This window comes from Streptomyces olivaceus (genome assembly GCF_000721235.1).
GTDB lineage: Bacteria > Actinomycetota > Actinomycetes > Streptomycetales > Streptomycetaceae > Streptomyces > Streptomyces olivaceus.
Map to the genome: position 1 here is coordinate 1 of NZ_JOFH01000056.1, position 13,802 is coordinate 13,802.

General features: G+C 73.6%; 14 protein-coding genes. 6 read left to right on the plus strand and 8 right to left on the minus strand.

Going from position 1 to position 13,802, the window contains the following annotated elements; all coding sequences use genetic code 11:
- From IG94_RS0135900 to IG94_RS0135910, 3 genes are all read left to right on the plus strand, one after another.
- Positions 1-769: helix-turn-helix domain-containing protein (locus IG94_RS0135900; protein ID WP_031047485.1), on the plus strand; the 769-nt coding region annotated here is incomplete at its 5' end.
- Entirely contained in the window at positions 735-926 is a 192-nt protein-coding gene (locus IG94_RS0135905) for a DUF397 domain-containing protein (protein WP_031047486.1), read from the plus strand. The genes IG94_RS0135900 and IG94_RS0135905, both read left to right, overlap by 35 nt.
- Positions 927-934: 8 nt before the next feature.
- Positions 935-1,780, plus strand: coding sequence for a phosphotransferase family protein (locus IG94_RS0135910; protein WP_031047489.1), 846 nt, complete (start codon positions 935-937; stop codon positions 1,778-1,780).
- Positions 1,781-1,802: 22 nt separating this feature from the next.
- Here IG94_RS0135910 and cseC read toward each other — a convergent pair whose 3' ends face one another.
- From cseC to IG94_RS0135935, 5 genes are all read right to left on the minus strand, one after another.
- A complete protein-coding gene (gene cseC, locus IG94_RS0135915) occupies positions 1,803-3,338 on the minus strand; it encodes a two-component system sensor histidine kinase CseC (RefSeq protein WP_031047492.1) in 1,536 nt (511 codons plus the stop codon).
- A gap of 25 nt (positions 3,339-3,363) precedes the next feature.
- Positions 3,364-4,065: a two-component system response regulator CseB gene (gene cseB, locus IG94_RS0135920; RefSeq protein WP_031047495.1), complete on the minus strand. Its 702-nt coding sequence runs from the start codon at positions 4,063-4,065 to the stop codon at positions 3,364-3,366.
- A 43-nt stretch (positions 4,066-4,108) separates the two neighbouring features.
- Positions 4,109-4,780, minus strand: a complete 672-nt coding sequence (locus IG94_RS0135925; protein ID WP_031047498.1) for a hypothetical protein — start codon at positions 4,778-4,780, stop codon at positions 4,109-4,111.
- The gene (locus IG94_RS0135930; protein ID WP_031047501.1) at positions 4,768-5,307 is read right to left on the minus strand and encodes a SigE family RNA polymerase sigma factor; all 540 of its coding nucleotides are present in this window, start codon (positions 5,305-5,307) and stop codon (positions 4,768-4,770) included. Before IG94_RS0135930 ends, IG94_RS0135925 begins: the two co-directional genes overlap by 13 nt.
- Positions 5,308-5,593: 286 nt before the next feature.
- The gene (locus IG94_RS0135935) at positions 5,594-6,544 is read right to left on the minus strand and encodes an HhH-GPD family protein (protein ID WP_031047504.1); all 951 of its coding nucleotides are present in this window, start codon (positions 6,542-6,544) and stop codon (positions 5,594-5,596) included.
- 210 nt (positions 6,545-6,754) lie between these two features.
- On the opposite strand from IG94_RS0135935, the gene IG94_RS39190 reads away from it, so the two are divergent.
- Positions 6,755-8,365, plus strand: a complete 1,611-nt coding sequence (locus tag IG94_RS39190) for a sensor histidine kinase (RefSeq protein WP_052411027.1) — start codon at positions 6,755-6,757, stop codon at positions 8,363-8,365.
- Positions 8,362-9,048 (plus strand): response regulator transcription factor, encoded by a 687-nt coding sequence (locus tag IG94_RS0135945; RefSeq protein ID WP_031047511.1) that lies wholly within the window; start codon positions 8,362-8,364, stop codon positions 9,046-9,048. Before IG94_RS39190 ends, IG94_RS0135945 begins: the two co-directional genes overlap by 4 nt.
- A 104-nt stretch (positions 9,049-9,152) precedes the next feature.
- Here IG94_RS0135945 and IG94_RS0135950 read toward each other — a convergent pair whose 3' ends face one another.
- Positions 9,153-9,803, minus strand: coding sequence for a phosphatase PAP2 family protein (locus IG94_RS0135950; protein WP_031047514.1), 651 nt, complete (start codon positions 9,801-9,803; stop codon positions 9,153-9,155).
- Positions 9,804-9,988: 185 nt separating this feature from the next.
- Here IG94_RS0135950 and IG94_RS43210 point away from each other — a divergent pair, with 185 nt between their 5' ends.
- Complete coding sequence (locus IG94_RS43210; protein WP_078892552.1) at positions 9,989-10,855, plus strand: hypothetical protein; 867 nt, start codon at positions 9,989-9,991, stop codon at positions 10,853-10,855.
- Positions 10,856-10,906: 51 nt separating this feature from the next.
- Here the strand turns inward: IG94_RS43210 and disA are convergent, their stop codons facing one another.
- Both disA and radA read right to left on the minus strand, forming a co-directional pair.
- Positions 10,907-12,031 (minus strand): DNA integrity scanning diadenylate cyclase DisA, encoded by a 1,125-nt coding sequence (gene disA, locus IG94_RS0135960; protein ID WP_031047520.1) that lies wholly within the window; start codon positions 12,029-12,031, stop codon positions 10,907-10,909.
- Positions 12,032-12,112: 81 nt separating this feature from the next.
- Positions 12,113-13,522 (minus strand): DNA repair protein RadA, encoded by a 1,410-nt coding sequence (gene radA / locus IG94_RS0135965; RefSeq protein ID WP_031047524.1) that lies wholly within the window; start codon positions 13,520-13,522, stop codon positions 12,113-12,115.
- Between the last annotated feature and the right edge of the window lie 280 nt (positions 13,523-13,802).

Here is a 13,802-nt window from a genome sequence, read left to right on the forward strand (position 1 = left end):
CGAGGCCCACGGTCTCAAGCAGGGCCAGCTCGGCGACATCATCTTCTGCACGGGCTCGCTGATCGGCCAGATCGAGACCACGAAGAAGGTCCCGACCCGGGACTTCTCCGAGCGCGTGGACGCTGCGCTGGGCACGGACGGCCTGTTCTCCCGCCTGATCGGCCTGGTCCTGCGCAGCCAACTTCCTACGTGGTTCCAGCCGTACGCGGAGATGGAGGCGAACGCGGCGTACATCTCGACGTACCAGGCGCAGCTGGTCTACGGGCTGTTGCAGACGGAGGAGTACGCGCGGGCGGTGCTGGCCACGGGCAGGCCGGGGCAGCTGGACAGTTTGTTGGCCGCGCGATTGGAGCGCCAGCGCATCCTCGACTGGGAAAAGCCTCCTGTGGCTCTGGTGATCCTTGACGAGGCCGTACTCCACCGGCCGGTCGGCGGCGATGACGTGATGAGGCGCCAACTGGGCCACCTGTTGAGGTGCATCAGGCACCGCTGGATGCGGATCCAGGTGCTGCCGCTCTCAAGCGGTGAACATCCGGGCCTCGAAGGGGCGTTCACCATCTTCCGCTTTGATGACCATCCGGACGTCTTCTACACAGAGGACATGATGTCCGGCCACATGACGGCCGACCCGGACACCATCAAAGAAGCCAACCTCAATTACGCTCACTTGCAAGCGGCCGCCCTCTCGGTGAAGGACTCGGCGGCGCTGATCGCCCGCGTAATGGAGGAACGCTATGCAGACCGAACTGAGCGAAGCCCAGTGGCGTAAGTCCAGCTTCAGCGGCCCCAACGGCGGCGAATGCGTGGAGGTCGCCGACGGATGCCCCGCCGGTTCCGTCCCCGTGCGGGACAGTAAGAACACCGCGGGGCCCGTCGTGACCGTCGGCGCCCGTGCCTGGCAGAGCTTCGTCGACGGTCTGCGGTAGCGCCCGCCGTGGAGCAACCGGAGTTGCGCCGCGCCGTCGAGGCGGGACGGGCGGTCGCGTCGGAGCTGGGCCTGCGGGCCGACGACGTGGCCGTCGTCCACAACTCGGACCGCGTGGCGCTGCGGCTCGTCCCCTGCGACGTGCTGGCCCGCGTCGCCCCCTCGGCGACCCTGGCGGAGGCCGAGTTCGAAGCGGAGGTCGCCCGCCAACTGACCGGTGTCGGCGCCCCGGTGGCCGAGCTGGACCCCCGGGTCCCACCGGAGGTCCACGTGCGGGACGGCTTCGTCGTCTCGCTGTGGACGTACTACGCCCCCGTGGGCCCGGAGATCTCGCCCGCCGACTACGCGGACGTGTTCATGCGGCACCACGCCGCCCTGCGCCGGATCGACCTGGACGGCGCACCGCACTTCACCGACCGGGTGGCCGCGGCACTGGATGCGGTGGAGGACCGGGGCCGTTCCCCCGAACTGACCGACGCCAACCGGACGTTCCTCGGCGACACCCTGCGCGGCCTGGCCGCCGAAATCGGTGGCGACCGGACCGGCGACCAGCTGCTGCACGGCGAGCCGCATCCGGGAAACCTCCTGAGCACCAGGCGGGGACCGCTCTTCGTGGACCTGGCCACCTGCTGCCGGGGGCCGGTCGAGTTCGACCTCGCCCACGCGCCCGAGGAGGTCGCCGAGCACTACGCGGGCGCCGACCCCGACCTGGTCCGCCGGTGCCGCGCGCTGAACTGGGCGCTGTTCTGCGCCTGGCGCTGGCGCACCGAGGACCAGATGCCCGACCGGGACCACTGGCGGGCGGAGGGCCTGAACCGGGTCCGGGCGGCGCTCGGTCGTCGCTCGGTGAGCTGAAGCGGGCCTGGGCGCCTCGGCGTCACCGCTTGGGGGAGACGTCCCGGGGCGACGGCGTCTCGTCGTTCTTCCGGTCCGGCAGCATCGGGTAGCTGCCCGTGTTCGTCGGCGCGTGCTCCGGCAGCCACAGCACGGCGACCGCGCCCTCGGCCGGTTCGTCGGGGGCCGCACCCGCCGGGCGTACGTTGCGGAAGGTGAGCCGGGCGCCCAGGACGCGGGCCTGACCGGCCGCGATGGTCAGGCCCAGCCCGTGACCGCGGCCCGCGCGGTCCCTGCTGCCGGTACGGAAGCGGCTCGGCCCCTCGGCGAGGAGGTGCGGGGGGAAGCCGGGACCGTGGTCGCGGACCCGGATCACCCGGCCCTCGACGCTGACCTCGATGGGCGGCCGGCCGTGCCGGGCGGCGTTGGCGAGCAGGTTGAACAGCACGCGCTCCAGGCGGCGCGGGTCGGTCGTGACCTCCGACTCGTGGACCACCCGCACCGTGACGGCCGGGTCCTTGGCGGCCACCCGCCGGGACACGAAGTGGCCCAGCATGATGTCCTGCAGCTCGGCCCGTTCCGAGGCGCCGTCGAGCCGCGCCACCTCCAGGACGTCCTCGACGAGCGTGCGCATGGCCTTCGCCCGGTCCAGGACCAGCTCGGTCGGCCGGCCCGGCGGCAGCAGCTCGGCGGCGGTGAGCAGGCCGGTCACCGGCGTACGCAACTCGTGCGCGATGTCCGCGGTGACCCGGCGCTCGGCCTCGATGCGCTGCTGCAAGGTGTCGGCCATCGCGTCCACCGCCCGCGCGACGTCGTCGGTCTCGTCCCGTACGACGCCGCCGATGGCGTCCCGCACCCGGACGTCGGGCTCGCCGTTGGCGACCTGGTTGGCCGCGGCGGCGGCCTCGCGCAGCCGGCGCGACAGCTGGCCGCCGATGAGCACGCCGAGCGCGCTGCCGCCGAGGACGACCGCGATGGAGCCGATGACCAGGGCCTGGTCGAGGTCGTGGAGGATGTCCGCGCTGCGGTCGGTGAAGCCGGAGTGCAGGGACATCACGTGGCCGTCCTTGAGCGGCACGGCCGCCCAGATGTCCGTCACCCCGTCGGCCCGCTCGGAGACGTACGTCGCACGCCGCCCGGCCTCGGTCTTGCGGCGCAGCTCCGGGGGCAGCGCGGGGTCGTCGATCTTGGCGTTCGGGAAGTTCTGGCGCCCGGACAGCTCGTAGTTGCGCTGGGCGATCAGGACCCGGTCGTCCGCGAGGTCACGGGCGTTGTCGAGCATCGACACCCGGGCCGCGTTGTGCACGACCAGGCTCAGCGCGACCGCCACCAGCGCGCCGACCAGCGCGATCGCCGCGCTGAGCTTCCAGCGCAGCCCGGTGCGGATACTCCGGCCGCGCAGCAGCCGACGGAGCCCGGTGGGCCCGGCGGGCCCGGTGGTCTCGCCGGGTCCACGCGAAGCGAAACGGCCGCCCGGTTCCGTACGGCCGCCCGGCGCCCCGCGGCCCTCCGGCTCGCCGTCGTGGTCGTTCGGGCGCCCCGGAGGGGAGCCGGTCCGGTGTCGGAAGAACCCCCGCATATCCCTGTGTCCCCGCCGTCCCCGCTCAGGCCTTCAACTTGTAACCGAAGCCGCGGACCGTCTCGACCCGGTCCTGGCCGATCTTGGTGCGCAGCCGCTGCACATGCACGTCCACGACGCGGGTGTCCCCGCCCCAGCCGTAGTCCCACACGCGTTCCAGGAGCCGGTCGCGCGAGAGCACCGTGCCCGGCGCCGTGGAGAACTCCAGCAGCAGCCGCATCTCCGTCGGCGTGAGCGCCACCGGCCGACCGGCCCGGCGCACCTCCATGCCCTCGGTGTCCACCTCCAGGTCGCCGAAGGTGAGCACACCCCCCTCCGCCGCGCCCGCGTCCTCGGCCCGGTCGTCCCCGGCGGCGTGACCGAAGCGGCGCAGTACGGCCCGGATCCGGGCGACCAGCACGGCACCGTCGAACGGCTTGGTGACGTAGTCGTCCGCGCCCGCCTCCAGGCCCAGGACGACGTCGATGGAATCCGCCCGCGCCGACAGCATGATCACCGGCACCGTGGACTCGTCGCGGATGCGGCGGCACAGGCTGACGCCGTCGAGGCCGGGGAGCATGACGTCGAGGAGGGCGATGTCGGGGCGGTCGGCCCGGAACGACTCCAGGCCGGAGAGCCCGTCGGGCATCGCGGTGACCGCGAAACCGTCCCGCTCCAGGGCGAGCTGCGTGGCCTCGCGGATGACGTCGTCGTCCTCGACGAACAGGACGTGGGTCTGGTCTGGCATCCGGGGTGTTCTCACTCCTCGTAGGCGGACGGCACGGGTGCGGTCAGCTGCCCGGCTCCGGAACCGGGGTGGGGACGTTGCCCGCGGTGTTGCTGTAGTCGTTGTGGGTGCGGTACTCCTCCGCGAACCGGTCCGAGGCCCAGCGGTACGTGATCACGTTCTCGCCGGACGGACTGGACACCGGGTCGCCCCTCTCGTACACCTGCTTCGTCACCACCAGGTCGCCGCGGTCGATCTCCGCGTAGACCGGAGGCTCCTCGGCCCGGAACACATTCTGGTACGAGCCGTCCTCCCGGCGGTACACGTAACTGCCCACACCCACCGCGTCACCGCACGTCAGCACGTTGACGACGACGTCCTCGGCCGAACCCGGGGTCAGCTCCCCGTACGACACGTCGACCGGGTACTCGTCGGCGACGCACGGCCGCAGCTCGCGCTTGACCTCCGCGGAGACCTCGGGGTCCGACTGGACCAGCCGCACCGCGTCCACCCGGTCGGGCACCTTCGAGGGGGTGGCCGCGGGGGCGGGCGAGGAGGAGGCGGCGCCGCCCACCGCGTCGGCGTGGGCCGGGCCCTCGTCGCGGGCACCGGTGCCGCCGGCCCCGCAGCCGGCCAGGCACACGCCGAGGGCGACGAACGCGGCCACCGCCGCACTCGCCGCCTGCGTGCCCCTCCGGCGTCTGCCGGGTGGTCGACCGAAGGTCAGGCCGCGCAACGCTCCCTCTCCCCACGCTCCAGCGCCCGTGCGTCCAGATCGCGGGCGACCAGCTCCTCGCGGAGCCGGGCGAGCGCCCGGTGCAGCGTGCTCTTGACCGTTCCCGCCGACATGCCGAGGGCTGCGGCGGTCTCCTCCGTTGACATCTGCTCCCAGTGTCGCAGCACCACGACGCTGCGCTGCTTGGGGGCGAGCACCTTCATGACGTCCATCAGCAGGGCGCGGTCCGCGTGCTGCTCGGTGGAGTCCTCCACGCCGCACTCGGGGAGCTGCTCGGTCGGCACCTCCTCCAGCTTCCGGGCCCGCCACCACTCGGTCCGCGTGTTGATCATGACCCGGCGCAGGTAGGCGTCCGCGAGCCGCTTGTCCTCGATCGTCGACCAGCGGCGGTACGTCCGCACCAGCGCGGTCTGCAGCAGGTCCTGCGCGTCGACCGGGTCCGGGACCAGGCGGCGGGCACTGCGCAGCAGCGCGTCCTGCCGGTTGCGGACGTACTCCTCGAACTCGAGCACCTCGCCCTGCGCCATGGTCGACCGCCTTCCATCCCCGAATCACTGCCTGTGGTCCGTACGCGTGCTGTGCCACTCGGGCACGCAAACGAAGGTAGGGAAGCGTTGTCACGGCGCTGTGCGAAGCAGCCTGCGACGAACCTTCGGCTGTCCGTCGGTTGTGTAACGGAAGTAGGAGACGGATAAATCAGCCGGGCGGTTGACGATGTTATGGGGTGATTCGCACCCCGGTATGGCCGTTGTGACTGTGACGTGGCGCTGGTGACAGTTGCTGTGAACCGTCGCTGTGAACCGTTGCCGTGACTCAGCCGAGCGGCAGCCGGTACAGACCGTCCGCCAGCGGCTCCACCAGACCGTCGGAGACGAGGCCGTCCAGGGCGCGGGCGCGCTGGACCGGCTCGTGCCACACCTGGTCGAGGGTGGCCTGCGGCACCGGACCCGGCGCCTCCCGCAGCACCGCGAGCAGCCGGCCGCGCACCTGCCGGTCGGTGCCCGCGTACGTTTGGCCGCGCCGCGGCGGGCCGTCGTGCGCCGGCTTTCCGGCCAGCCGCCAGGCGCACTGGGCGGCGATCGGACAGCGGTGGCACGACTCGTTCTTCGCCGTGCACACCAGCGCGCCCAGCTCCATCGAGGCGGCGGCCCACCGCGCGGCGCTCGCCTCCTCGTCCGGCAGCAGCGCCCGCGCCAGTTTCCGCTCGGCGGCGGTCGTGGCGTTCGGCGGGTACTGCACGCCGGTGACCGCGCGGGCGAGGACCCGGCGGACGTTGGTGTCCAGCACGGCGTGCCGCTGGCCGTAGGCGAAGGAGGCGACCGCGGCGGCCGTGTACTCCCCGATGCCGGGCAGCGCCAGGAGCTGCGCGTGGTCCGGCGGTACGTCGCCGCCGTGCCGTTCCGTTATGGCCGCGGCGGCGCCGTGCAGCCGCAGGGCGCGGCGCGGGTAGCCGAGCCGCCCCCAGGCGCGGACGGCCTCGCCGGGCGCCTCGGCGGCGAGGTCGGCGGGGCGCGGCCAGCGGGCCAGCCACTGCTCGTAGACGGGCAGGACGCGGCTCACCGGCGTCTGCTGGAGCATGAACTCACTGACCATCACGCCCCAGGCACCGGCCTCCGGTCTCCGCCAGGGCAGATCCCGGGCGTGCTCGTCGAACCAGTCGATGACGGGGGCGTGCAGCGAGCCACCGGCCGCGGCCCGTCCGTCGGCGGACGGAGCGGCGGGCCCGGAGGGGGCGCTGTGCGAGGGCTTCATGGGCGCAGTCATGACCCTCCGATCCTGCCACGGAAGGCCCGCCCGGCGGGCGCACCGCACCCTACGGCGAACAGGACACCTGCCGATCGGCAGGGGCGCCGCCCCGCCTCCCGCTTGTACCGTCGCCCCATGGACACTCGCCCCCCGTCGGAAGTCGGGGTCGACGATTGGACAGTTCGTCCCGACGACACGCCGTACGGGCGGCGTGTCGCCCGGGACAAAGTGTCCGATCACCGACCGGAAGCCGGGTTCGGGGGCGTCGGGCGGGGCGTCGTGGTGTGGGCCGTCCTCGCGCTGCCCGCGCTCGCCGCGGACCGGCTCGGGATGAACGAACCCCGCGCCCTCTGGCAGCAGCTGGCCGGACTCGGCGTCCTCGCCGTGGCCGTCGCGCTCGCCCGGCGACGGCCGCTCGCCGCCTTCGCGCTGGGCGCGGGCCTCGGCCTGGCCGCCGCCCCGGCGCTGTTCAGCGTCTCCTACGGCCCCGCTCTCGCCACGTTCGCCCTCCTGCTCGGCCTGCGCGCACCCCGGGCGCACGCGGCGGTCGCCGGCCTCACCGGCACCGGCGTACTGGGCGCAGCGCGGATCGCGCTGACCTGGGCGGACCCGGTGCCCGAGGCGCTGGTGCTGACCGGCACCCTGCTCTTCGGCTGCGTCCTCCCCTGGCTGGCCGGACGCTACTGGCGGCAGAGCCGCGCCCTCGCCGAGGCCGGCTGGCTGCGGGCGGCCCGGCTTGAGGACGGGCAACGGCACGCCGAGGAAAGGGCCCGGCTGCGCGAGCGCGCCCGCATCGCCCAGGACATGCACGACTCCCTCGGCCACGAGCTGAGCCTGCTCGCCCTGCGCGCCGCCGCCCTCCAGGTCGCCCCGGGACTCGCCGACGGTCACCGTGCCGCCGCGGCCGACCTGCGTGCGGCCGCAGCCGACGCCACCGACCACCTGCACCGCATCATCGGCGTACTGCGCGAGGACGACGAGCCCGCGCCGCTCGCCCCGGCGGGCGAGAGCCTCGACGAACTCGTCGCCAGAGCCGCCGAGTCGGGGCTCCCCGTCCGCTGGGAGGACGGGCATCCCGCGGCCCCGGCGCCGGAACCCGGCGGCCCCGCCGGACGGCTGCTGCACCGGACCCTGCGCGAGGCGCTCACCAACGCCGCCCGGCACGCCCCGGGTGCTCCCGTCGTCGTCGCGGTCACCGGCCGGGCCTCCGGCACGACGGTCACCGTCACCAACGGCGCCGCCACCGGGCCCGGGGCCCCCTCGGCGGGCGGCACGGGCCTGCTCGGCCTGCGCGCCGCCGTCACCTCCGCCGGCGGCGGCTTCGAGGCGGGCCCGCACGGGAAGGGCTTCCGGGTCCGGGCGTACGTGCCCGCGCAACGGACCGGCGCCCGCGCCCCGGCGCCCACGGCACCCACGGCGCCCACGGCGCCCTTCACGCGCGCCCGCCGCCGTGTGGCCCTCGGCCTGGGCGCCGCCGCCGGTGCCGGTCTCGTGCTGGTCGGCGCGGCCTTCGGCTGGTACGCGTACACCGAGACCCACGCGGTGCTCGCGCCGAGCGCCTACGCCCCCTTGCGGCCCGGCACGCCGTACGGCGACCTGGCCGCCGTACTCCCGGACCGCGAGGCCCACGATCCGCCCACCGACCGCGCCCCCGCGCCACCGGCGGGCACCGACTGCCATTACTACCGGGCGAGCGGCGAACTCCTCGTCTCCGTCGACCACTTCCGGCTCTGCTTCGACGGGCGGAACCGGCTGGCGGCCAAGGACGTCGTCCCGGGGGCGGGCCGCACCGGCGAGGCACCCGGGACACGTGCCGCCCGAGAGGAGACCGCACGGTGATCAGGGTCCTGCTGGCCGACGACGAGGCGATGGTGCGGGCCGGTGTGCGTGCCATCCTGGCGAGCGGCGGAGGCAGCGAGGTGGTCGCGGAGGCGGGCGACGGCCGCGAGGCGGTCGAACTGGCCCGCGCCCACCGCCCCGACGTCGCCCTGCTGGACATCCGCATGCCGCGTCTGGACGGCCTGACGGCGGCCGAGGAGATCGTCCGGAACATCCCCGGCACCGCGGTCGCCATGCTCACCACCTTCTCCGAACAGGCCTACGTCGCCCGGGCGCTGACCGCGGGTGCCACCGGTTTCCTGCTCAAGTCCGGTGACCCCTACGAACTGATGGCCGGTGTCCGGGCCGTGGCCGAGGGCGCCGCCTTCCTCTCCCCGAAGGTCGCCCGGTACGTCGTCGAGGACCTCGGCGGGGGAGCGGGCGGCGGACGCCTGGCGCGGCAGGAACACGCCCGTGCCCGCGTCGCGCGGCTCAGCCCCCGCGAACGCGAGGTCCTCGGACTCGTCGGCGCCGGCCTGTCCAACCCGGAGATCGCCGCCCGCCTGCACCTCGTCGAGGGCACGGTGAAGGCGTACGTCAGCGCGGTCCTGGAGCGGCTGGCGGTACGCAACCGGGTCCGGGCGGCGATCGTGGCCTACGAGGCGGGCCTGATCGACGGCGACGGCGACGGCAGCAGCGCCTGAGCCGGGCGTCCGGGCCGGAACACGCGGATGCCCTGCCGCCCGTCGCCTCCCTCACGGGAGGTCCGGCCCGGTCCGGCCCCACGGGAGGTCCGGCACGGTCCGGCTCATCGGCGCCCTTGCGAGCCCATGTACGGGGGCGCGGGCGCGGCGGCGGGCCCCGGGCCGCTCAGCCACCGCGCCGCGGGGGCGCCGGAGTCCCGCATCGCCTCGGCCAGCCGCGTCACCGGGCGCGTGCCGAGCCGTACCGCCGCGGCGGCGACTACGGCGCCGAGCAGCAGGCCCGCGGCGACGTCGTGCGGGTAGTGGACGCCGACGAAAACCCGGGAGAAGGCCATCAGCAGGGCCAACGGCACCGTCAGCCAGACCAGCGCCCGCCGGATCAGGACCAGGGCGACGGCCGAAGCGCCCGCGATCGTCGCGTGGTTGCTCGGGAAGGACCAGTCGCCGGTCGGCGGGCATGCGGCCAGCGAGGACACTGCTCCGTCGACCGCCCGGCACGGACGTTCCTCCGTGAGAGCGGACTTGAGCAGCTCACTGCAGACATACGCGACAGCCGTGGCCAGGGGTGCAAGGGCCGCGATCGCGAACGCCCGGCCGTCGCCGCGCCGCGAGCGCCACCAGGCGACCACGAACAGCGCCCCGAACAACAGGATGCCCGCCTCCGTCCACACCTCCACGGTGTGTTGCACCCACGCCGGGGTGTCCTGGGCGAAGCCGGTGATGTCGCGGTACAGCTCGTCGTCCTCGAAGGTCATGCTCACGGACGGTAGGCGGGTGCCCGGTACGGTCACACCCCGCGATCGGCATGTGGCCCACCCGACGATCGACAGGGGGCGTGGGATGCTTCCGGACGATCTCCGGGATGATGATCCGTAAAAGTTGCGAGTCTGAACGGCGGGTGGGACATGGGAACGCGCCGATCTCTCGTACAGTTTGCGCCGTGGGATCTCTGCGCAATCCGGTCGGGCCGCTTCCCTCCTCCATCTACTGGCGACGGAGGGCCGTACTGCTGTCCTTTTTCGCCCTGTTGGCGCTGCTGATCACGTGGATCGTGGTCTCCGGCGGCGGGGGCGGTGACGGAGGCCGCGACGACAGCGCGAACGGCAAGGACCCGGCGCCGTCGATCACCCCGGGCCCCTCGGGCTCCGGGCCGGCGATCAGCCAGGCCCCGGGCGGCCGCGACGAGTCGGAGAGCAGGGAACCCGGCGACTCGGGTTCGGGGTCGGGCTCGGGTGGTTCCGGGGATGGCGACGGCGGTGACGACGGCAACGGCGGTGGCTCCGGGGGTGGTTCGGGGTCCGGCGGGTCGGGCAGCGCCGGTGGCTCGGACTCCGGTGGCGGTGGCGGTGGCGCGGCGACCGGAGTCGGCGCGGACGACGTCCTGCCGGGCGGCTCCAGCCTGCCCGACTGCACCGCGGGAGCGGTGAAGTTGAGCCTGCGCAGCGTCCGCAACAGCTACTCGCCCGGACAGACGCCCGCCTTCGAACTGACCGCGCAGAACACCTCCGGCTCCGACTGCCGCATCGATCTCGGCCCCGAGCACGCGGTGTTCACCATCACGCCGGCCGGTGAGGACGACGCGTACTGGGCCTCCGACGACTGCGTGAAGGGCGGCAAGGGCAGCCTGCAGTACCGGGTGGCCGCGAACAGCGGCATCGCCTACACCGTGAAGTGGGACCGCAAGCCCAGCGCCGCCGAGTGCGGGACGCCCCCGGCGGGCTCGGCCAAGGCGGGAACGTACCTGGTGGAGGCCAAGCCGGCCGGTTTCGGGAAGGTGCGCACGTCGTTCGTCCTCGACAGCGACTGAGCGGCCCCGCGGCGCACGGGGACCGCCGGGCGCGGTCTCGGAGACGCCGTCTCAGACGTACCGCTCCAGGATCGACGACTCGGCCAGCCGCGACAGGCCCTCGCGCACGCTGCGCGCCCGCGCCTCGCCGACGCCGTCCACCGTCTGCAGGTCGTCCACGCTCGCGGCGAGCAGCTTCTGCAGGCCGCCGAAGTGCTCCACCAGGCGGTCGATGATCGCGCCGGGCAGCCGCGGCACCTTCGCCAGCAGCCGGAACCCGCGGGGCGACACGGCGGAGTCCAGCGTCTCGGGCGACCCGGTGTAGCCCAGGGCACGGGCCACCGTGGACAGTTCGAGCAGCTCGGCGTGGCTGAGCTTGTCCAGCTCGGCCAGTGCCTCGTCGACCGTGCGGGACCGCTTCGCGGTCGGCTCGGGCACGTAGTCCCGCACGACCAGCTCGCGCTCCGGCTCCACACCGGCGATCAGCTCGTCCAACTGCAGCGCGAGCAGCCGCCCGTCCGTGCCCAGCTCCACCACGTACTCTGCGATCTCGGTGGCGATCCGGCGCACCATCTCCAGGCGCTGCGCGACCGCCGAGACGTCCCGGACGGTCACCAGGTCCTCGATCTCCAGCGCCGACAGTGTGCCCGCGACCTCGTCGAGCCGCAGCTTGTACCGCTCCAGGGTGGCCAGCGCCTGGTTGGCCCGGGACAGGATCGCCGCCGAGTCCTCCAGCACGCGCCGCTGCCCGTCGACGTACAGCGCGATCAGCCGCATGGACTGCGAGACGGACACGACGGGGAAGCCGACCTGTTTGCTGACCCGGTCCGCCGTGCGGTGCCGGGTGCCGGTCTCCTCGGTGGGGATCGTGGGGTCCGGGAGCATCTGCACGCCCGCCCGCAAGATCTTCGAGAGGTCCGAGGAGAGCACGATGCCGCCGTCGAGCTTGCACAGTTCGCGCAGCCGGGTCGCGGTGAACTCGACGTCCAGCACGAAACCGCCCGTGCACATCGACTCGACGGTCTTGTCGGAACCCAGCACGATCAGACCGCCGGTGTTGCCGCGCAGGACCCGCTCCAGGCCGTCGCGCAGCGAGGTGCCGGGCGCCACGGCGCTCAGTGAGGCGCGCATCAGGCCATCGGCACCGGCACTCCCACCGGACTTTCCGGGAGCTGCTGCCCGGTCGTTGGCTGCCACTGCACTCCTCCGGTCGCAGGTTCTTCTGGTGCCCCCGCGCCGCACACTCGGTCGTACGGACGGGCGAGACCAGGGCAAAGTCTACCGGCGGTCCTCCTCCTCCCGTGGGGCCTCTCGCCGACGCGAGCGCGGAAGCACCCGCAGGGCGTCCCCTATGTCCGCGACTTCCAGGACCTTCATGCCGTCCGGGACCCGCCCCGGGTCGCTCGGTACCAGCGCGTGTGTGAAGCCCAGGCGGTGTGCCTCGGAGAGTCTGCGCTGCACGCCCGTGACCCGTCTCACCTCTCCGGCGAGACCGACCTCGCCGATCGCGACGAGGTTCTTGGGCAGCGGGGTGTCGCTGGCGGCACTCGCCAGGGCGAGCGCGATGGCGAGGTCGGCGGCCGGCTCGGAGAGCCTCACCCCGCCCACCGTCGCGCTGTAGATGTCCCGCTTGCCCAGGGCGCTGATGCGGCCGCGCTGCTCGAGGACCGCCAGCATCATCGAGACGCGCGACGTCTCCAGACCGGAGGTCGTGCGCCGGGGAGAGGGAATCTGCGAGTCGACGGTCAGCGCCTGCACCTCGGCGACCAGCGGCCGGCGTCCCTCCAGGGTGACGGTCAGACAGGTGCCGGGCACGGGCTCGGCACGCCGGGTGAGGAACAGTCCGCTGGGGTCGGCCAGGCCCGTGATGCCCTCGTCGTGCAGCTCGAAGCAGCCGACCTCGTCGGTCGTGCCGTACCGGTTCTTGACGCCCCGCACGAGCCGCAGCCGCGCGTGCCGGTCGCCCTCGAAGTGCAGTACGACGTCGACGAGGTGCTCCAGGAGCCGGGGTCCGGCGATGGCACCGTCCTTGGTGACGTGGCCCACGAGCAGCGTGGACATCCCGCGCTCCTTGGAGGTCCGGATCAGCGCCCCCGCCACCTCCCGCACCTGCGCCATGCCGCCCGGGGCGCCGTCGATCTCGGGCGAGGCCACCGTCTGCACGGAGTCGAGGATCAGCAGCGACGGCTTCACGGCGTCCAGGTGCCCGAGCACCGCCGCGAGGTCGGTCTCGGCCGCCAGGTACAGATGGTCGTCGATGGCCTTGATCCGGTCGGCGCGCAGCCGCACCTGGCTCGCCGACTCCTCACCGGTGACGTAGAGCGTGCGGTGCTCGTCGCTCGCCGACTTGGCGGCCACGTCGAGCAGCAGGGTGGACTTGCCGACGCCCGGCTCACCCGCGAGCAGCACCACGGCGCCGGGCACCAGACCGCCGCCGAGCACCCGGTCCAGCTCGGGCACGCCGGTGGGACGGGCGGTCGCCTGCCGTCCGTCGACCTCGCCGATGGGCAGCGCGGAGGTGGTGACCCGTCCCGGAGTCGTCGTACGGACGGCAGGCGCGCCGTACTCCTCGACCGTGCCCCAGGCCTGGCACTCGGGGCAGCGGCCGAGCCATTTGGCCGTCTGCCAACCGCACTCGGTGCAGCGGAAGGACGGCCGTTCCTTGGTGGACTTCGTACGGGCAGCCATGCACGAACCGTAACGGGCGCCACTGACACCGCCCCGCCCCGCCCGCCGGACGGCCGCCCCGCCCGGCGGACTGCCGGCAGCCGCCCGGCCGGACGACCGCAACCGCCCGGCGGACGACCGCCGGCCGGTCCCCGGCCGCCCCCGAGGGCACCCCGGGCACCCCGAACGAGCCGCCGATGCCCCGGAATAACAGGCTCCTGTCCCCTTATGAGGGATCGTTTCACCCGTACGGATTAAAAGTGGCCAACGCGCCAGTTCGCGCCACCCATAGCCGCCTACG

Coding starts and splice junctions, on each gene's coding strand:
- radA (WP_031047524.1), bottom strand. CDS start 13,522: ATGGCTGCCCGTACGAAGTCCACCAAGGAACGGCCGTCCTTCCGCTGC.
- cseB (WP_031047495.1), bottom strand. CDS start 4,065: ATGCCAGACCAGACCCACGTCCTGTTCGTCGAGGACGACGACGTCATC.
- IG94_RS0135950 (WP_031047514.1), bottom strand. CDS start 9,803: ATGACCTTCGAGGACGACGAGCTGTACCGCGACATCACCGGCTTCGCC.
- IG94_RS0135930 (WP_031047501.1), bottom strand. CDS start 5,307: ATGGCGCAGGGCGAGGTGCTCGAGTTCGAGGAGTACGTCCGCAACCGG.
- cseC (WP_031047492.1), bottom strand. CDS start 3,338: ATGCGGGGGTTCTTCCGACACCGGACCGGCTCCCCTCCGGGGCGCCCG.
- IG94_RS0135935 (WP_031047504.1), bottom strand. CDS start 6,544: ATGACTGCGCCCATGAAGCCCTCGCACAGCGCCCCCTCCGGGCCCGCC.
- IG94_RS0135905 (WP_031047486.1), top strand. CDS start 735: ATGCAGACCGAACTGAGCGAAGCCCAGTGGCGTAAGTCCAGCTTCAGC.